This is a genomic window from Vibrio sp. 10N.222.47.A9 (genome assembly GCF_963872585.1).
GTDB classification, from domain to species: domain Bacteria; phylum Pseudomonadota; class Gammaproteobacteria; order Enterobacterales; family Vibrionaceae; genus Vibrio; species Vibrio splendidus.
The window spans coordinates 78755-97093 of sequence record NZ_CAWNBB010000001.1 but is presented as its reverse complement, the minus strand read 5'-3'; the positions used below and the strand labels follow the sequence as shown (position 1 = coordinate 97093).

Annotated in this window: 16 protein-coding genes; 12 read left to right on the top strand and 4 right to left on the bottom strand. The window is 44.0% G+C overall.

Going from position 1 to position 18339, the window contains the following annotated elements; genetic code table 11:
* Positions 1-35: 35 nt before the first annotated feature.
* Positions 36-920, bottom strand: coding sequence for an NAD(+) kinase (gene nadK, locus AACT19_RS00400; RefSeq protein ID WP_076644762.1), 885 nt, complete (start codon positions 918-920; stop codon positions 36-38).
* Between the two features lie 143 nt (positions 921-1063).
* On the opposite strand from nadK, the gene grpE reads away from it, so the two are divergent.
* From grpE to dnaJ, 5 genes are all read left to right on the top strand, one after another.
* Positions 1064-1645, top strand: coding sequence for a nucleotide exchange factor GrpE (gene grpE / locus AACT19_RS00395; RefSeq protein ID WP_017059864.1), 582 nt, complete (start codon positions 1064-1066; stop codon positions 1643-1645).
* Between the two features lie 392 nt (positions 1646-2037).
* Complete coding sequence (locus AACT19_RS00390) at positions 2038-3312, top strand: dicarboxylate/amino acid:cation symporter (protein ID WP_004735163.1); 1275 nt, start codon at positions 2038-2040, stop codon at positions 3310-3312.
* A gap of 255 nt (positions 3313-3567) precedes the next feature.
* The gene (locus tag AACT19_RS00385; RefSeq protein WP_076644761.1) at positions 3568-4605 is read left to right on the top strand and encodes a polysaccharide lyase family 7 protein; all 1038 of its coding nucleotides are present in this window, start codon (positions 3568-3570) and stop codon (positions 4603-4605) included.
* Between the two features lie 389 nt (positions 4606-4994).
* Positions 4995-6908 (top strand): molecular chaperone DnaK, encoded by a 1914-nt coding sequence (gene dnaK / locus AACT19_RS00380; RefSeq protein WP_004735165.1) that lies wholly within the window; start codon positions 4995-4997, stop codon positions 6906-6908.
* A gap of 285 nt (positions 6909-7193) precedes the next feature.
* The gene (gene dnaJ / locus AACT19_RS00375) at positions 7194-8339 is read left to right on the top strand and encodes a molecular chaperone DnaJ (RefSeq protein ID WP_004735166.1); all 1146 of its coding nucleotides are present in this window, start codon (positions 7194-7196) and stop codon (positions 8337-8339) included.
* A gap of 137 nt (positions 8340-8476) precedes the next feature.
* Here the strand turns inward: dnaJ and AACT19_RS00370 are convergent, their stop codons facing one another.
* Positions 8477-8908: a type IV pilin protein gene (locus AACT19_RS00370; protein WP_076644760.1), complete on the bottom strand. Its 432-nt coding sequence runs from the start codon at positions 8906-8908 to the stop codon at positions 8477-8479.
* Positions 8909-9010: 102 nt separating this feature from the next.
* Here AACT19_RS00370 and AACT19_RS00365 point away from each other — a divergent pair, with 102 nt between their 5' ends.
* The 7 genes from AACT19_RS00365 (at position 9011) to tadA (ending at position 16003) form a co-directional block, all read left to right on the top strand.
* Positions 9011-9517, top strand: coding sequence for a GspH/FimT family pseudopilin (locus AACT19_RS00365; protein WP_004735168.1), 507 nt, complete (start codon positions 9011-9013; stop codon positions 9515-9517).
* Positions 9498-10130 carry a PilW family protein gene (locus tag AACT19_RS00360; protein WP_076644759.1) on the top strand — a complete coding sequence of 211 codons (633 nt, stop codon included), beginning with the start codon at positions 9498-9500 and terminating at the stop codon, positions 10128-10130. Before AACT19_RS00365 ends, AACT19_RS00360 begins: the two co-directional genes overlap by 20 nt.
* Positions 10127-11431 carry a hypothetical protein gene (locus tag AACT19_RS00355; RefSeq protein WP_076644758.1) on the top strand — a complete coding sequence of 435 codons (1305 nt, stop codon included), beginning with the start codon at positions 10127-10129 and terminating at the stop codon, positions 11429-11431. The genes AACT19_RS00360 and AACT19_RS00355 overlap by 4 nt, the downstream gene beginning before the upstream one ends.
* Entirely contained in the window at positions 11421-11870 is a 450-nt protein-coding gene (locus AACT19_RS00350; RefSeq protein WP_076644757.1) for a prepilin-type N-terminal cleavage/methylation domain-containing protein, read from the top strand. The genes AACT19_RS00355 and AACT19_RS00350 overlap by 11 nt, the downstream gene beginning before the upstream one ends.
* Before the next feature lie 297 nt (positions 11871-12167).
* Positions 12168-13730, top strand: coding sequence for an AbgT family transporter (locus AACT19_RS00345; RefSeq protein ID WP_004735172.1), 1563 nt, complete (start codon positions 12168-12170; stop codon positions 13728-13730).
* Positions 13731-13971: 241 nt separating this feature from the next.
* The gene (locus AACT19_RS00340; protein ID WP_076644756.1) at positions 13972-15261 is read left to right on the top strand and encodes a hemolysin family protein; all 1290 of its coding nucleotides are present in this window, start codon (positions 13972-13974) and stop codon (positions 15259-15261) included.
* Between the two features lie 85 nt (positions 15262-15346).
* Positions 15347-16003 (top strand): tRNA adenosine(34) deaminase TadA, encoded by a 657-nt coding sequence (gene tadA, locus AACT19_RS00335; protein ID WP_076644755.1) that lies wholly within the window; start codon positions 15347-15349, stop codon positions 16001-16003.
* A 58-nt stretch (positions 16004-16061) separates the two neighbouring features.
* Here tadA and AACT19_RS00330 read toward each other — a convergent pair whose 3' ends face one another.
* On the bottom strand, positions 16062-16196 hold the full coding sequence (locus AACT19_RS00330) for a hypothetical protein (protein ID WP_004735176.1): 135 nt from the start codon (positions 16194-16196) through the stop codon (positions 16062-16064).
* 318 nt (positions 16197-16514) lie between these two features.
* The gene (gene mltF, locus AACT19_RS00325) at positions 16515-18083 is read right to left on the bottom strand and encodes a membrane-bound lytic murein transglycosylase MltF (RefSeq protein ID WP_076644754.1); all 1569 of its coding nucleotides are present in this window, start codon (positions 18081-18083) and stop codon (positions 16515-16517) included.
* Positions 18084-18339: the final 256 nt, after the last annotated feature.

Here is an 18339-nt window from a genome sequence, read left to right as displayed (position 1 = left end):
TCAAATTTTCGGTTACCACTGGAGCGTTTATTCTTTTAGAACAGCTTACTCGACCAGCCTAGTTTGTTACGTAGAACATGGTAGTAGTTGTAGTCTTTAGGGTGGATCAGCTTGAGTACATTCGGGCTTTGGTAAATATGGATCTCGTCGCCAGGCGAAACCGGTAGCGAGATTTGGCCATCGCAGCTGACTTCCTGTGTACCGCGGTTATCAGGCGATACGATCAACTTGATACGACGCTTTCCATCCACCACCAGTGGGCGGCTTGAAAGGGTGTGCGGGAACATTGGCACTAGTGAGATAGCATTTAGGCTTGATGACAGGATAGGGCCGCCGCCAGAAAGCGAATAAGCGGTAGAACCTGTCGGTGTTGAGACGATCAAGCCATCAGAGCGCTGTGAGAAGGCGAAGCTGTCATCGATATACACTTCGAACTCGATCATGTGCGCGACTTGGCCGGGGTGCAGTACAGCCTCATTAAGGGCTGCATTGTGGCTTTTTATCTGGCCGTGACGATGAATTTCAGTTTCAAGTAAGAAGCGTTCTTCTTCCATGAACTCTCCCTTAAGCACATCAGTCAGCGCGCTCTGAAAGTTTTCAGGGTTGAGATCGGTTAGGAAACCAAGATTACCTCGGTTAACACCTATCACTGAAATATCGAAACGTGACAAGATTCTAGCCGCACCGAGCATATTTCCATCACCACCCACAACAATTGCGAGATCGGCACGTTTACCCAATTCAATCAGGCTAGAAAAATGTTCTTGTGGGATATCGTCCAAAATGCTGGAGAGCCTATCATCAACAAACACTTGATAACTCTCAGTACTTAACCACTGATAGAGCTCTCTATGAGTCTGAATTGCTTGCTGATCTCGAGGTTTACCAATAATTGCGATGACTTCAAATGGCTTTTTCATAACGTTTCCAAACGAATTAGGCTTGAATCAAAATTCTTCATCCCCATAATAAAGGCAAGTTGAACGTCTATGCGAGTGTTTTATATCAATTTGAGGCGCAAACACGCCTGTCACTGGCATTGAAAACGAATTCTGGAGATATCATGAGCAACGAAGAAAACAAAGTAACCGAAGAAGAACTAGATCAGATCATTGCTGAAGCTGAGAAAGTTGAAGAAGCTGAACTGAATGAAGACGCGGCTGATGAGCAGGAATCAAAAATTGCTCAACTAGAAGCCGCACTGCTTTCTAGTGAGTCTAAAGTGAAAGAGCAGCAAGATTCTGTTCTTCGCGCAAAGGCTGAAGTTGAGAATATGCGTCGTCGTACTGAGCAAGAAGTGGATAAAGCACGTAAATACGCGCTAAACAAATTCGCTGAAGGCCTACTACCTGTTATCGATAACCTAGAGCGTGCAGTACAAGCTGCAGATGCTGAGAACGAAGCGGTTAAGCCGATTCTTGAAGGTGTTGAGCTAACTCACAAAACGTTCGTAGATACAGTGGCTAAATTTGGTCTTACAGAGATCAACCCTGAAGGTGAAGCATTCAACCCTGAATTCCACCAAGCCATGTCGATTCAAGAAAGCCCAGACCACGAGTCAAACACTGTGATGTTTGTTATGCAGAAAGGCTACGAGCTTAACGGCCGTGTTATTCGCCCTGCAATGGTAATGGTTGCTAAGTAATTGAGTGGCCGTTTGCCAAGCAGTTGATTATTGCAATTGTGAAGTAACAAAATAGCGGCGACAAAATAATTCACTGGTTAACGTGAAATGAAAAGAGAGGCATATGCCTCTCTTTTTTTATGCCTGTAACTTGAGAGTCCACGTGAATAGTCACCAAAATCGCATTAAGAATGTCGTTCTTTTTATTTTATCCAGAACAGTAATTTAGAGTTTTATATTATGAAACTGGTTGTTAATGAAGAAATGTTTTGATGTCACGCTTGTAGTGTTTTTGTAAATAAATGCTTTTAATTGTTACCTTTGTATGTAAAATCCACTGCAATATAGCGATTTGGGTCGCATATATAACTATAAAAGTACAATTTTTAAACACAACAAACTGGAGAAGAACGATGGATAAATCGCTCTCAAGTAAGATTTTTGTAGGCTTGTTTGCCGGCCTTATTATTGGTACTGCTATTCAGTACCTATTCAGCGGCATTGCTATTTTTGATACGTACCTACTCGGCGCAGCTGAAGGTGCTGGTGGTATGTTCGTATCACTTATCAAGTTGCTTGTAGTACCTCTTGTATACGTATCTATTGTTTGCGGTATCGTTGAGCTAAAAGATATTCGTTCATTCGGTCGTCTTGGTGGTAAAACCTTTGGTCTTTACATTATTAACACCATCATCGCGATTTCTGCAGCGCTAACGATTGGTCTTATTTTCCAACCGGGTGCTGGTGCGAATCTAGCGGGTACAGTTTCTGAGACAATTGCGCTTACAACAACTGAAACGCCAGATATCTTCTCTCTTGTTGTTAATATCGTTCCTAGCAACCCTGTAGAAGCATTTGCAAGTGGAGACATGCTGCAAATCATCTTCATGGCTATTCTGACTGGTCTTGCTATCCAAGCTCTTGATTCTCGTGGTGGCCCAGCTATCAAGACATTCAAGATGGCTAACGAGATCATGATGAAGCTTATCGGCCTAGTAATGAGCCTTGCGCCATACGGTGTATTTGCTCTGATGATTCAACTAGGTGCAACACTTGATGCAAACACGTTAATGTCAGTTGCTGGCTATGTAGCGCTTGTTGTAGCGATGCTTGTGTTCTGGATCTTCTTCTTCTACCCAATGATGGTTGGTTCATTCACTGGTATTTCTCCAAAGCAGTTCCTACGTGCAACTCGTGAGCAAATCCTTTTCTCACTATCGACTGCAAGCTCGAACGCGACGATTCCAGTAACAATGCGTACTCTAACGGACAAACTAAACGTATCTAAGTCAGTGGCAGGTTTCGGTGTACCACTAGGTGCAACAATGAACATGTCTGGTGTATCTATCTACATCGCACTAGCAACTATGTTCGTAGCAAACGCATTCGGTCAGCCAATCAACACTGCTGATATCTTTACTCTAGGTCTAACTATCTTGCTACTGTCTATCGGTGCTGGTGGTGTTCCTGGTGGTGGTGTGGTTATGGTCGGTGTTCTATTGCACCAACTAGGTTTGCCACCAGAAGGTCTAGCGATTGTTGCTGCTGTTGACCGTATCTGTGACATGTTCTGTACTTCTTCTAACGTTGTTGGTGATACTGCGGTTAACACTATCGTAGCGAAATCTGAAAACGAAATCGGCGTTGAAGCTAACGAAGAAGCTGAGCTAAAGAAAGCAGAAGCATAATTCTTAATTAAGATTTGATAATTAGAAGCCCCGCTCAATGAGAGCGGGGCTTTTTGTTTCTGATGATAAGTGCTTTGGGCTATCTGATAACTTGGCTAAAAAGATCTTTGATTGGTGTTAAGTCTCATTTTTTCTTTTTATTCGCGCCGAATTGGTCATCAGTTTTCAATCTTTAATATAGATCACATATAATAATACAATATTATTTTATTGTTCTGGCAACCTACATTATGACGACATAAAGGAAACCCAATAATGAAGCTGTCTTACCTTAGCCTACTGACTGCCAGCCTTTTAGCCGCTCCCGCTCTTGCTTCTAATCACGATATTGGTCAACAGTTCAATCTTGACCCTGCAAAAGCACCAGCACAAAACTTCGATTTATCTAAATGGAAAATTAACTTACCGGAGCTGACGACTGAAGGGTCTAGAAAAGGTAAAACGCTGGAGATTGGTAAAAAGGAACTGTCGAATGTAGACACGCCTTACGTTCACCCTAAATGGTTCTACACGGATGCTGAATCTGGTGCGATGGTGTTTGTGGCTCCGAATACAGCTCCAACGACGCCAAACAGTAAAAACACGCGTAGTGAGCTAAGAGCGATGCTAGCGGATAGCTACTCTGCGCCGAGCAACAACTTCGCGATTTCAAGCCATAAGAACGCGGAAGAGTTTGGCTCTATCGGTGGGCAGATGACGGCAACACTTTCTGTTGATCAGGTGAGCACCAGCGGTAACTATAAGAAAACCGGTGCATTCTCTGTGGTTATTGGTCAAATCCATGGGTCGGATAATGAACCTCTGAAAATTGTTTACCGCAAATTGCCAGAGCATGAGCATGGTTCGCTAACGTGGAACTATGAATTAAACCCGCCGACAGAGATGAAAAATGCGAAGGATGAAAACGGTAAGAAGCTTCGTAAAGACATTCGCCATGATGTATTTGGCCAATACAATCTGAAAAAAGGCAGCTCTGATCCTACTGATGGTATCAAGCTAGGTGAAGTGTTCTCATATGATGTGAATATCAAAGATAACATCATGCACTTAACCTTTACTAAAAATCCAAATTCAGCCTATCCTATTGTGAAGACCTATGATGTTGACTTGGCAAAGGGCAAATATCAGGGACACGATATCGATCTTGGTTACGGTCAAGACTGGATGTACTTCAAAGCGGGTGCGTATAACCAGTGTAATACTAAGAAGTCGAGTTCTGCCTGTGAGTGGCGTGGTATGGAAGCGGGTGACTACACCCAAGCAAGCTTCTACCAGTTAGTTCTTAATCAATAATATTGCCGAATCAAAAATAGTGCAGAATCAATAACGGTTCGACTCGCTGTTAGTTGAAAAAAGACCTTCCATATGAAGGTCTTTTTTTATGCGAGATAGAATAGGGAGACATTTTATTTATGAAGATGAACGCGTGAATATGTCAACTTTCGAGCCTTAAGCAGTAAGGGGTAAGCCACTTTTTACCTTTAAGTAGAAAGATAGGGGGAAAAACAGATTTTTTTTACCTATTTCCCTTGAAAATTAGTTTGCAGCCCTTATCTATGGTGCATACGAAAGCAAATTACATTTGCACTTAAATTTGTGTATTAGGGTTGAATCCCTGATTACTACCCCCCACATAGTGGGTATAGCAAAAAACTAAATAGAATTTATTCGGAGAAAGCCTGATGGGTCGAATCATTGGTATTGATTTAGGTACTACTAACTCTTGTGTTGCTGTTCTTGACGGTGACAAACCACGCGTATTAGAAAATGCTGAAGGCGAACGCACAACAGCATCGGTAATCGCATACACTGAAGGCGAGACGCTAGTTGGTCAACCTGCGAAACGTCAAGCAGTTACTAACCCTCAAAACACGCTATACGCGATTAAGCGTCTAATCGGTCGTCGTTTTGAAGATGAAGAAGTTCAACGCGATATCGAAATCATGCCTTTTAACATTGTTAAAGCTGATAACGGTGATGCATGGGTTGAAGCGCAAGGCCAAAAAATGGCTGCTCCTCAAGTATCTGCTGAAGTTCTTAAGAAAATGAAGAAAACAGCTGAAGACTTCCTAGGCGAAGAAGTAACTGGCGCAGTTGTAACTGTTCCTGCTTACTTCAACGATGCTCAACGTCAAGCAACGAAAGATGCTGGCCGTATCGCTGGTCTAGATGTTAAACGTATCATCAACGAACCTACTGCTGCTGCTCTGGCTTACGGCCTAGACAAGCAAGGTGGTGATCGCACTATCGCTGTATACGACCTTGGTGGTGGTACATTCGATATCTCTATCATCGAAATCGATGAAGTAGAAGGCGAGAAGACTTTCGAAGTTCTTTCAACTAACGGTGATACTCACCTTGGTGGTGAAGATTTCGATAACCGCATGATCAACTACCTAGTAGATGAGTTCAAGAAAGAGCAAGGTATCAACCTTAAATCTGATCCACTAGCAATGCAGCGTGTTAAAGAAGCAGCAGAAAAAGCGAAAATCGAGCTTTCTTCTACTACTCAAACTGACGTAAACCTACCTTACGTTACTGCTGATGCGACTGGTCCTAAGCACATGAACATCAAAGTGACTCGTGCGAAGCTTGAGTCTCTAGTTGAAGACCTAGTTCAACGTTCTCTTGAGCCACTAAAAGTTGCTCTAGCAGATGCTGACCTATCTGTAGGCGAAATCACTGACGTTATCCTAGTTGGTGGTCAGACTCGTATGCCTATGGTTCAAGCTAAAGTAACTGAGTTCTTCGGTAAAGAGCCACGTAAAGACGTGAACCCTGACGAAGCTGTTGCAATGGGTGCTGCTGTTCAAGGTGGTGTACTAGCTGGTGAAGTTAAAGACGTTCTTCTTCTAGACGTTACTCCTCTATCTTTCGGTATCGAAACGATGGGCGGTGTAATGACTAAGCTTATCGAGAAAAACACAACTATCCCTACTAAAGCGGATCAAGTGTTCTCTACAGCTGAAGACAACCAAAGCGCAGTAACTATCCACGTTCTTCAAGGTGAGCGTAAGCAAGCGACTTACAACAAGTCTCTTGGTCAGTTCAACCTAGAAGGTATCCAACCAGCACCACGTGGCATGCCACAAGTTGAAGTAACATTCGACCTAGATGCTGACGGTATCCTGAACGTATCTGCTAAAGATAAAGCGACAGGTAAAGAGCAGAAGATCACTATCCAAGCATCAGGCGGTTTGTCTGAGGAAGAGATCGAAGCAATGGTTCAAGAAGCAGAAGCTAACAAAGAAGCTGACAAGAAGTTCGAAGAGCTAGTAACTGCACGTAACCAAGCTGACCAAATGATTCACGGCACTAAGAAGCAAGTAGAAGAAGCTGGTGAAGCTCTACCTGCAGACGAGAAAGCTAAAATCGAAGCAGCTATCGAAGCTCTAGAATCAGTTAAGTCTGGTGACGACAAAGAAGCTATCGACGCTAAAGTTCAAGAACTTATGCAAGCAGCTCAAAAGCTAATGGAAATTGCTCAACAGAAAGCTCAAGCTGAACAAGCTGGTGCTGACGCTGGTGAACAACCTAAGCAAGATGACGACGTTGTTGATGCAGAGTTTGAAGAAGTTAAAGAAGACAAAAAATAATTTTTCGTCGCAGAGTAGCCTGATTTCGTTGTCGGAAGTGCTCACCTACTAACGTAGGCTCCGCGCTTCCACTTAGGACTCAAGCTATCTGCTTAGATATTTGTCTCAAAGACTTATTATTGCGGGCGTCAGAGGTAACTCTCACGCCCGTAAATTTGTATTTAGACTTGTCGATCTAGATAATAGCTTTATTCGGCGTTTCAGCCGGCAGAACTTTTATCTAGATTGATACATAGACTACTGAAGTGATCATTCGGTAGTAGCAATTATTTGGTGACCTAGAACATGTCAAAACGTGATTTTTACGAAGTATTAGGCGTAAGCCGCGATGCATCAGAGCGCGATATTAAAAAAGCGTACAAACGCTTAGCGATGAAATTCCACCCGGACCGTAATCAGGGTGATGACAGCGCAGCAGACAAATTTAAAGAAGTAAAAGTAGCGTACGAGATCCTAACCGATTCTCAAAAGAAAGCAGCTTACGACCAATACGGCCACGCAGCTTTTGAACAAGGTGGCATGGGTGGCGGCGGTTACGGCGGCGGTGGCCAAGGTGATTTCGGCGATATCTTCGGTGATGTGTTTGGCGATATCTTTGGCGGCGGTCGTCGCGGTGGTGGTCAAGCGCGTGCACAACGTGGTTCTGATTTGCGTTACAACATGGAGCTTTCTCTAGAAGAAGCCGTTCGTGGTGTATCTAAAGAAATCGAAGTACCAACTCTTGTAGAGTGTGATATTTGTGACGGTAGCGGCGCGAAAGCGGGTTCTTCTGCACAAACGTGTGGTACTTGTCATGGCCACGGCCAGGTACAAATGCGCCAAGGTTTCTTTGCGGTTCAACAGACTTGTCCTACTTGTAACGGTAAAGGCAAGATCATCAAAGACCCATGTAACTCATGTCATGGTCAAGGTCGCAAACAGAAGACGAAAACGCTTAACGTTAAGATCCCAGCAGGTGTTGATACTGGTGATCGCATTCGTCTATCTGGCGAAGGCGAAGCAGGGGAGCACGGCGCTCCAGCTGGCGACTTGTACGTACAAGTACACGTAAAAGAGCACAACATCTTTGAGCGTGACGGCAACAACCTTTACTGTGAAGTGCCAGTAAGCTTCTCTATGGCTGCTTTAGGAGGTGAAGTTGAAGTTCCAACACTAGATGGTCGTGTAAACCTTAAAGTGCCAGAAGAAACACAAACGGGCCGTATGTTCCGTATGCGTGGCAAAGGCGTGAAAGGCGTTCGTGGCGGCGGTGTGGGTGACCTAATCGTTAAACTAGTGGTTGAAACACCGGTTAAGCTAAGCTCTCGCCAGAAAGAACTACTGCGTGAATTCGAAGAAACATGTTGTGGTGAAGCGGCAAGCAAGCACAAGCCAAAGTCTGAAGGTTTCTTCAGCGGTGTTAAAAACTTCTTCGATGACCTAACTAAGTAATTGATAGTGAATTGAAATTTTTAAAGCCTGCCAGTGTGCAGGCTTTTTTGTATCTGTAGATCAGAGAAAAGAAGATCAGAGAAGAAAGAGTCTAGATTTTTCAGATAAATTATCGAGCCCTTTGGTGGTTGCTCTTGTTACTTCCAACACGCTTCTGGCTCTGAAACACCTGAGTGGTGCAATTCCAACTTATCGGTATTCGAGTCTAAACATTCATCATTCACTTGCTGTGAAAGTGGTTCTGCTTGTATGGCATAGGTTGTACTACTCGCCGAAATCGCTAACGTGTATCGGCTGGTGTCGGTATCGCAAAACAAACATGTCCCTCCGGAAATAATATTCTCCGCTGCGGATGCATAGTTTCCCGTGTACAGCGTCTCCATTTCCAATTGTATCTTTGTCATATCAGCTATCGCGGTGACTCGGTGCGCTTTAATTACATGGCTCGTATAACTTGGATAGGCAATGGCACCAAGTATCCCCACGATGGCGATAGCGATCAATAATTCGATCAATGTCATCCCCCTAATGCTTAAGTTGTTGTTGTTGCATATATTTCTTCGAATCATCGCGAGTAGTTTCCTTTAATATCTCTGCCTATTTTTCTCCGGTGGTAGCATCGGCGCAAGATTAAATACGGTTACGAGCAGTATTACATAGGAAATTGGGAAATGACTCGCGGGTTTACTTTAATAGAGCTGTTAATCACGGTGTCGGTGTTATCGATACTGATAGCGACGGCTGCCCCGAGTTTTAGTTCAGTAACGCAAACCGTGAAGATGCAGCGATTGGCTGGCGAGTTGAATGGTTTTCTTATTCAGGCTAAGTCAGAGTCAGTAAAAAGGAATCAAGATCTTTGGGTTCATTTCTCGATGGATAAAAATGAAGAGCAATCTACAGGGGAGTGGAGTCTGTTGTTGAAGCCGACCGAAGATCTCTCCGGCGAAACGCTGGTGATGCTATCGGGTCAACCGTTTCGAGATGTCTCGTTTTCTCATAACTACACAGGCGCAAGAATTAGCTTTGAGAGTGTGAGAGGAAGGCCAGCAAGAGGGACGATTTACCTTTCTCCTAATACAGCTTCAACCGATCGGATGTTGATCAAATTATCCAGTCCACCGGGGCGAATTAAGGTGTGCGGTGAATCGAGTGCACAGTATGGCTATGATGCCTGTTAAATCGACAGCGGTAGCTCCTAGCAAGCAGCAAGGCACATCATTAATTGAGTTAATGGTGGCGTCTGTGATTGGTGTGTTCGCGATTTCGATTATCGGTAGTGTCTTTATAACAGGGCAGAGAATAGCCAAAGACAAAGGCATTGAATTATTGCTGCTACAAAACCTAACAAGCACGATGCAGGTGATGAAGGAGGATATCCAACGGGCGGGCTACGATGGCTCTAATGGTTACTCAATCAAGCTGTCTGGAGCGAGTAACACCATCCAAGTGAGTGGCGGTGTTGCCGTTGGGTTTGTCTATTTCAGAGAGGGCTCGAACGGAAATAAAAATAATCGAAATATCGTTTATCGGAAAGATGGAACCAAGCTACAAATTTGTGAGAAGGGCACCACTGTATCTGAGGCGATTCCTATTTTTAATCAGGTTACTGGATGTTACTCACTTTTCGATGACAGCCTGATCGAGGTAGACGCATTCAGCGTTGATGCTCAGTTATTAGAGCAGAACTCTATTAAAACCACGTTTACCGATATCAGCATTACGGCTTCAATTCCAACCGCAGGTGTTACCAAATCGGTTTCGGTTTCCGTTAAACAAAGGAACTGGCAATGATGGTGTTTAGAAAGCAACGCGGCGTGGTGACCTTGTTGATCACATCGGTGCTTTTAGTTGGTGCTTTAGTGGTGACGTTAGGCACGTATCGCAGTGTGTTTCATCAAATTAAAGTGGCTCAGAATGAGGTGGAAGGGCGCAAAGCTCACTGGTTAGCAGAAGGTGGTTTAGAGTGTGGCTTCACTTACATAGCTGAAAATGATCTTACTGTTATTCCCCATGGTTTAATGGATCATTGCCAGCAGTCGAAAGTCGTTACTTTGGAATCAGAAATTCTCACACCGAATTTGTTGGTATCGAGTTATCAATCTTTATCGCTGAGCAAAGAGATTAGCTTTGAAGATGCCTCGGGATTAGGAGTAATGCAAACCAATGCAAGTTTAGAATTTATTTCTGATCACAACATCGACATCAATCCCGATATTGCTCTTACTGCTGCTGATGGTATTAACGAGTGTGTCTCTGTTCGATTTTTAGATAGTGTCATCTATAAGCAAAAGGGAGGAGGACGTTTAAAGACAATTACACCAGAGTCACCTCCTTTTCCTTCCTTCGAGTCTTGCCAGCAAACCACCAATATTAGTAGTGATGCAATTATCGATTCTTCGGGTTCATTACCTTCAAACTCATTTCAATCAGATTTCAAATTCGATCCGGATATCGATACTTTCTCTAACTACTTTGGAGTGCCAAAAACTTCAGAGAACATCGACCAAATTAAGCTTGATTATCATGTTATCGACCTTATTGACCGGACTACATCTCCTCCTAAACACACAGACTTGGTTGGTGGGAAATATCAAGGTAGTAAATGTAGTAAAGCCATTAATGATGCCTTTTCAAGTGGGGAAAATAAGGTCTGGGTTATAGGTGATTGTGTGGTTTACTCACCTGCGATTAATGTCGTTGAACCTATCCCAGGAGTTATTACGCCACGTTCATTAGTGATTCAAGACGGCATCGTTGCGAACGGCAACGCAAGCGTATTTGATGGATCTTTTTATCATCTAAATGATATGAGTATATTTGATAATCCTAATTCTCCCGATGTCGATACCGACCTATTGAGTGGTTTGTGGGCTAAAGTTCCAGATACGGTTCCTATCGCAGGTTTAGTACAGATCAATTCGGTTTATATTGGATTTGCTTCTTTTTTTCCTAAAGGAGGGATGTTCTTTGATTCCGTTGGTGGGTTATCGACAATTCAGGGGTCAATCAATCTGGATTATATCGGTGAATACAACCCTCATAGTGTTCCTTTGAAAGCTAAATGGAAGCGAGGATCATGGAATGATTTCTAAACACTCAGGTTTTAGCCTGATAGAGGTTCTTATCTCTTTTCTATTGATCGGTGTAGCTTCTCTAGGGTTGGTTAAGCTGCAAGTTTATGCGGAGCAAAAGTCGGACTTTGCGCTTCACAGTGTAGAGGCACTTCACTTTGCTGAAAGGCAAATGGAATATTATCGAACGCGAGTCTCGGATGTGAGTGGGGCAGTAGGGCTTATTCCTTTTTCGCAACTCAATAAAGCGAACTATTGTCTCAACACGGCAAGCTCAGATCCTTTATCCGGTTTGTCGGACTCTGGGTATGCGATGACTTGTGAGGTGGAGAATGCTGCTGGCGCTTTGTCTAGTGCGTTAAAAAGCATTACTGTTTCCGTTGCATGGCAAGATCGTATGAACCATTCGCAAAGCATTTACCTCGAGACTATGCTCTCCAAATACAGTGAGTTTGATTGATCTATTAAGCAAACGTTTACTGCATGCCAAGGCCTAAGCATCCTCTTTACTGATAGTTTTCACTCCTCGGACATTGTTTACGTGCCAGTTAAAACTCTGTATATGGAATGGTGTTTTTTGTGTTTTTATATTGTTGCTGTTGTACAGTATTTTTGCAAAATATGTCTCCATTTATGGAAAATGATGTGGAACCTTGTGCTTTTTAACAGCGACTTTAATAGAATATGTGCTGTACCAATAGGCCATGGTCAAAACTTTTATTAGGCCTAAACAAACAACATCACATATGGAGTTACAATGAGTAACCAAGCTGTAAAAAAAGCACCATCGACTGAGAAGATCAGTGGGATGGACCGCTTTCTAAACTTCATTGAACGCGCCGGCAACAAAATTCCAGACCCTGCAATTCTGTTCTTCTGGGCTCTAGTTATCGTATGGGTAGCATCTGCACTTTTATCGAATCTTTCATTCGACCTAATCAACCCTCAAACGGGTGCTGCTCTAGAAGTAAACAACCTATTAACTGGTGAAGCGCTTGCTAGCTTCCTAGCGAATATGGTTACCACGTTCACAGGCTTCGCACCGTTAGGCATCGTACTTGTTGCTATGCTAGGTGTTGGCGTTGCTGACTCTTCAGGCTTCATTACGACTGGCCTTAAGAAGATGCTGAACTTCACGCCAGCTAAGCTATTAACGCCAATGCTAATCCTTGTTGCTATCGTGTCTCACACAGCAGCAGATGCAGGTTACGTTCTAGTAATCCCTCTTGGCGGTATCATCTTCCACGCAGCGGGTCGTCACCCTCTAGCGGGTATTGCAGCAGCGTTTGCTGGTGTATCAGGTGGTTTCTCAGCGAACTTCATTCCTTCAGGTATTGACCCGCTACTAGCAGGCTTCACTCAAACAGCGGCAAACGTTCTTGACCCTGCATACGTGGTTAACCCTCTAGCGAACATTTTCTTTACTGGTTTGTCTTCAGTTCTCATTGTTGGTATCGGTTGGTACGTGACAGAGAAGATCATTGAACCTCGTCTTGCAAAAACTCCAGTAGATGAAGATGCTGAACAAGCACCTGATCTAGGTACGTTCACAGCGATTGAATCTAAAGCATTCAAATTCGCTGGTTGGGCTATGGTTGCAGGTATTGGTCTGCTTATCGCTGCTTTGGTTCCTGAAAACTCAGCACTTCGTTCGCCTGAAGGTGAACTAACGGCGTTCTCAGCACCAGTAATGAAGTCTATCGTTCCTCTGATCTTCATTCTGTTTATTATTCCGGGTATCGTCTACGGCCGTGTAGCGGGTACATTCAAGAATAGTAACGATGTTATCAAAGCGATGTCTGAGACAATGGCCACGATGGGCGCATACATTGTAATGTCGTTCTTCTGTGCTCAGTTCCTATCTGCATTCGCTCAATCAAACATCGGTACTATGCTGGCGCTTTACGGTGCTGAAGGCTTGAAAGCGATGGATCTTCCTGGTGAAGCAACGGTTGTTGGTATGATTCTACTAACGGCTGCAGTTAACCTTCTTGTAGGTTCTGCTTCAGCTAAGTGGGCACTGATTGGTCCTATCCTAGTTCCTATGCTAATGGTTGTGGGTATCTCTCCAGAGCTATCTCAAGCGGCTTACCGTGTAGGTGACTCAGTGTCTAACATCATTTCTCCACTGATGGTGTTCTTCCCACTGGTTGTTGTTTACTGTCAACGCTACGTTAAGTCGACAGGTATTGGTACTCTAGCTTCTCTAATGATGCCATTCTCGATTGCTATGCTAATCGGTTGGTCTATCTTCTTGCTAGGTTACTGGGCTCTTGGTATCCCACTAGGTATCCAAGCTCCTTACACTTACACAATGTAAGATAAGTAAAGCTAAGAAAAGCCAAACGAACTAACATAAAAATCATCGAAGCCCGCACCGAAATGTGCGGGCTTTTTTTCGCCATCTTTTTCCGTTTTTTATCCAAGATGTTTATAGCCAAGACTTTTTATATCCCAAACTTTCTATATCCAAAACTTTTTATATTCAAAATAAAGGCACTCAGCTTATACTCCGGATCACGGCTAATTGTTGGCCGGTAAAATTAGGAAATCCAAACCACATGAAGATTCTGCTTTTAGTAGGGTTAATTGTTTTAAATGGTCTGTTTGCCATGTCAGAGATTGCATTGGTAGCAGCAAAAAATAGTCGGCTGAAACGCTTAGCCGAAAAACATCGCTCCGCTCAGATTGCTCTTGAGCTCAAAGAAAACCCAACCCGCTTCCTTTCAACCATTCAAATCGGTATTACGGTAATCGGCTTACTCAGCGGCATTGTGGGCGAGGCGACGCTCTCTGCGCCACTGGCCGTTCAACTTGAGCTGTGGGGATTCGACCCAACACAAGCGAATATCTTGTCTACTACGGTAGTCGTTGTCGGTATTACTTACTTCGCGATTGTTGTGGGTGAGTTGGTACCAAAGCGTTTTGCTCAGTCTCAAGCTGAAAATATTGCTGTGTTAGTCGCGCTACCAATCTTCTGGTTATCTAAAATCGCAACGCCGTTTGTGTTTGCGTTGTCTGCGTCAACCGAAGGCATCTTAAAGCTGATGGGGCGTGGCGGTGAAGAAGATAGTGTCACTGAAGACGATATCCATGCACTGGTGAAAGAGGGCTCAGAATCTGGAGTGATTGAGCGTGGCGAGCAAGAGATGATTCGCAATATCTTGCAGCTTGATGATCGCCTTGTAAGCTCTTTGATGACGCCACGTCGAGACGTCGACTTTCTAGATATTGAGCAACCTGTAGAGCAGATATTTAAGAAACTGCGCTCTTCAAAGCACAGTGTATTTCCATTGTGCCAAGATCATCTCAATAAAGTGGTCGGTACGGTGTCGTCCAAAGCCTTGCTGAATCAGGCGGGCAATTTAAGTATTCAAGTCATCATGGGGCTGTCTAAGTCACCGATCTATGTTCCAGAATCGATGAAGGCACTGCGGTTACTTGGCTACTTTAAAGAGTCGGGTACTGAGATGGCATTCATTGTTGACGAGTATGGCGATGTGCAAGGCCTTGTGACTCATTACGATATTCTCGAAGCGATTGCAGGTGAGTTATCCAATAACCCCAATGACCTATGGACAGAGCAAGTGGAAGACGGATTGCTGGTGGATGGATTAATCCCTATCAGTGAGCTCAAGAACCGCTTAGAGCTGTCAGAGTTAGAAGGGGAAAGCGAAGGCTTCCAAACATTGAATGGCCTTGTGACTTGGTTAATCGGGCGTTTACCCGATACGGGAGAAGTCGTTCAGTGCCAGCAATGGCAGTTTGAAATTATCTCGGTCGAGAACAACCGTATTGTGAGTGTGAAAGCGACAAAAATAGTCAATGAGCTAGGCGATGCTGTTAGTTAGATAAGCCGCTAGCTAGAGATTAAACGAACAAGCCCGCGCTTGTTGTTCGTTATCTCTTTATTGTTCATTATTACTAAGATTAGGTATGCTTCTCCGCATACCTTTTTTTGTTCTTATCCTTTGTTTTCTGGAGTTCCCTTTGTCAGACCATCAATTCACCCCTCAAGATGAAATCTTCATGCGACGCGCCATCGAGGTTGCTAAGCAAGCAGAGAAAGAGGGAGAGGTTCCCGTTGGTGCCGTGTTGGTAAAAGAGGGTGAGATTATTTCTGAAGGTTGGAACCGTTCTATTGGAAGCCACGATGCCACGGCACACGCAGAGATCGAAACCTTGCGTAAAGCGGGCCAAGCTTTAGAAAACTATCGCTTACTCGATACCACCTTATACGTCACGCTTGAGCCTTGCCCAATGTGTGCAGGTGCTTTGTTACACAGCCGAGTAAAGCGCATTGTGTTTGGGGCTCCTGACTTAAAAGCAGGCGCAGCAGGTACGGTATTGAACCTCTTTGAAAGCCAAGCCTCATACCACTATGCAGACGTGGAAAATGGTTTGTTAGAACAAGAGTGCCGTGAGCAACTGCAAGCGTTTTTCAAGCGTCGTAGAAAAGAGATAAAAGAAAAGCGAAAGCAAGACCGTCTGTTGGAAGAGCAGTGTTTAGAATCTGACAAGGCAAGTAATAAGAATAAGGTCAGTAACAAGAACAAGGTCTGTAACAAAAACAAGGTCTGTAACAAAAAATAACAGCAAGCTTTCGGCACTCTCGATAGCAAGAGTGCCGCAGAAAACTTACTCGGTATATTTACTCAGAAAGTATCTGCATGAAAGCACGGTTGCGCCAAATGATTTTCTTCTTATTATTTGAAAGCATACGCTTACGACGGTTTGCAGCAACGGTCTTATCAAGGCGCTTCGATTTCAGTTTACTCTTCATCATTTCAACGATTTCCTATTTGTCGTCTGGCTTTGTAATTATGACTTCAGTTTTAATTATAGTGGTTATTTGTTTATGAGCTCTGTCGCGAACTTAGCGTTAGCTTTCTGAACCACTCTTGCAATGGTTAGTATCTGAATCCAACCGAGCATGATGTCGCTTATGGTGTGACGTTATAAAGTTCGATTGTTACTGCAATATGACACCTCAAATTTAACGGTCACTTTGCTGGTTTAGCTTCTTAATGCGAAACAGCCAATACGAGCCAAAGGCCCATGTATAAAAAAAAGAGCAACGCTATATAGCATTGCTCTTTTTTATTTATTTGGAAGACTCAGCTTCATCGACAGCGGATTCAGCCGCACTGATTGTCGATTCAGCGCCCGAGATCTCTAAAGGTGGGATAACCACCAACCCTTCAAGGCTCGCTTCTTCCTCTTTATTACGCTTATTCACATGGCCGATAATGCTTTGGTAATAACGGCGAATGTTCTCAACGTAATTCCTTGCTTCATCACCACGCGCATAACCGTAACGAGTTTTACTGTAGTACTTCTTCTGTCTTAGCAGAGGCAGCCTGTCTTTCACATCACCCCAAGCGTCAGGATCACCGCCTTGTGCTTTGGTTAAGCGACGAGCATCCATCATGTGCCCGTAACCTACGTTATATGAGGCAAGCGCAAACCAGATCTTTTCGTGTTGAGTGATTGAGTCGGGCACTCGGTTAACGATACGACGCAGGTATTCAACCCCGCCTTGTACCGACTGTTTAGGGTCAAGACGATTGGTCACACCAACGCTCTTCGCAGTTGGTAGCGTTAACATCATCATGCCTCGAACACCGGTTGGAGAGCGTGCGACAGGGTTCCAGTGTGACTCTTGGTATGCCAAAGCAGCAATCAAGCGCCAATCAAATTCTTGCGAATATTTCTGAAACAGTGGAGACCATTTTGGCAGCTTGCTATCCAAGGCGCGGATAAAGGCACGAGTATCGACATAATCGAAGGTGCCGATATGGCCAATATATTTCTCTTCCAGTGAAGCGAGCTCACCAGACTGCTTTAGGTTACCGAAAAACTCAATCAGCAGCGCATAAAGGCTCTCATCTTCAGACTTCTGTAAATACCAAGAGATCGGTTGGTCTTCTGTAAGTTCAAAAGCCAAAGCGACGTCTGGGTATAAACGTTGTGCGAGTGACAGCTCAATCGAATCCGCCACAGTAAACAAGCGTTCCCCTGTAGAGACTTCTTTTAGCAAGTCGTTGATATCAGCATTGCCGATCGCATCGTAGATAAAGTCATCGTGTGTGTTTTGCAGCTGTTTTAATGTTGGCTCAAAGTGTGAGTCTTTCACTACAACCAAAGATGGCGTCAATGTGTCAGTAGTCGCTATCTCTTCTGATTCAGTTTGTGCTTTTACGAAATCAGCCTGACGCTCATTCTCGAACTTGATCAGTTGCTCAAGGTTTCTTGGGCGCCACTGGCCTTTTTTGTACACGACTTGCTGGCTTACATAATAATAAGCGGGCGCAGCGCGATAGGCACGTGTCAGGTTGCTGTTTTGTGTTAACCCCGTTGCGATAAGATCGATCTCGCCTTTCTTTAACGTAGGAAATAGGCCGGATAGACGGTAAGCAGGTTTAACCTCAAGCTTTACACCAAGCTCTTCTGCAAACTCGCGAGCTAACTCGTAGTCCAAGCCAGCAGGACCATCTGGACCGATGTAATAAGAGAGTTGGTTATTCAGGGTGCCGACACGAAGAACGCCACGCTCTCGTATCTGCTCAAGGACACTTTTAGGTTCAGATTCAATCTGGCATCCAGCCAACCCAAAAAGGGCAATAGCGAGCAGAAGGAACTTAGACGAAAAGATGAGCGTAAATTTAGGCATCAAAATGAAATCTCGAAAAGTGGAAGCCCTTTATACCAAACCCCGCAAGGCTGGCAAAGCAGGTTTATTTAAACAGTTGTAAAAGTGCTGATAAATGCAGCAAAACTGTCATTTATATCGTTAGATGAAAAAAATAACGCAAACGGTTGCTTTTGGTGTTACGTCACAAAAAGAAATGCTTTATAATGCGCTCGCATTGAAGAGGTGGAATCGGCATAGGTTTGTTAACCTTCGGGAATAGCTTCGAAGAAAACAG

Bases quoted from the DNA above. Each gene is read 5' to 3' on its own strand.
- AACT19_RS00360 (WP_076644759.1), top strand. From the start codon at position 9,498: ATGGCTATGATGCCTGTTAAATCGACAGCGGTAGCTCCTAGCAAGCAG.
- grpE (WP_017059864.1), top strand. From the start codon at position 1,064: ATGAGCAACGAAGAAAACAAAGTAACCGAAGAAGAACTAGATCAGATC.
- AACT19_RS00370 (WP_076644760.1), bottom strand. From the start codon at position 8,908: ATGATTCGAAGAAATATATGCAACAACAACAACTTAAGCATTAGGGGG.
- AACT19_RS00345 (WP_004735172.1), top strand. From the start codon at position 12,168: ATGAGTAACCAAGCTGTAAAAAAAGCACCATCGACTGAGAAGATCAGT.
- tadA (WP_076644755.1), top strand. From the start codon at position 15,347: ATGCTTCTCCGCATACCTTTTTTTGTTCTTATCCTTTGTTTTCTGGAG.
- AACT19_RS00355 (WP_076644758.1), top strand. From the start codon at position 10,127: ATGATGGTGTTTAGAAAGCAACGCGGCGTGGTGACCTTGTTGATCACA.
- AACT19_RS00390 (WP_004735163.1), top strand. From the start codon at position 2,038: ATGGATAAATCGCTCTCAAGTAAGATTTTTGTAGGCTTGTTTGCCGGC.
- AACT19_RS00350 (WP_076644757.1), top strand. From the start codon at position 11,421: ATGATTTCTAAACACTCAGGTTTTAGCCTGATAGAGGTTCTTATCTCT.
- dnaJ (WP_004735166.1), top strand. From the start codon at position 7,194: ATGTCAAAACGTGATTTTTACGAAGTATTAGGCGTAAGCCGCGATGCA.
- AACT19_RS00365 (WP_004735168.1), top strand. From the start codon at position 9,011: ATGACTCGCGGGTTTACTTTAATAGAGCTGTTAATCACGGTGTCGGTG.
- nadK (WP_076644762.1), bottom strand. From the start codon at position 920: ATGAAAAAGCCATTTGAAGTCATCGCAATTATTGGTAAACCTCGAGAT.
- mltF (WP_076644754.1), bottom strand. From the start codon at position 18,083: ATGCCTAAATTTACGCTCATCTTTTCGTCTAAGTTCCTTCTGCTCGCT.
- AACT19_RS00385 (WP_076644761.1), top strand. From the start codon at position 3,568: ATGAAGCTGTCTTACCTTAGCCTACTGACTGCCAGCCTTTTAGCCGCT.
- AACT19_RS00340 (WP_076644756.1), top strand. From the start codon at position 13,972: ATGAAGATTCTGCTTTTAGTAGGGTTAATTGTTTTAAATGGTCTGTTT.
- AACT19_RS00330 (WP_004735176.1), bottom strand. From the start codon at position 16,196: ATGATGAAGAGTAAACTGAAATCGAAGCGCCTTGATAAGACCGTTGCT.
- dnaK (WP_004735165.1), top strand. From the start codon at position 4,995: ATGGGTCGAATCATTGGTATTGATTTAGGTACTACTAACTCTTGTGTT.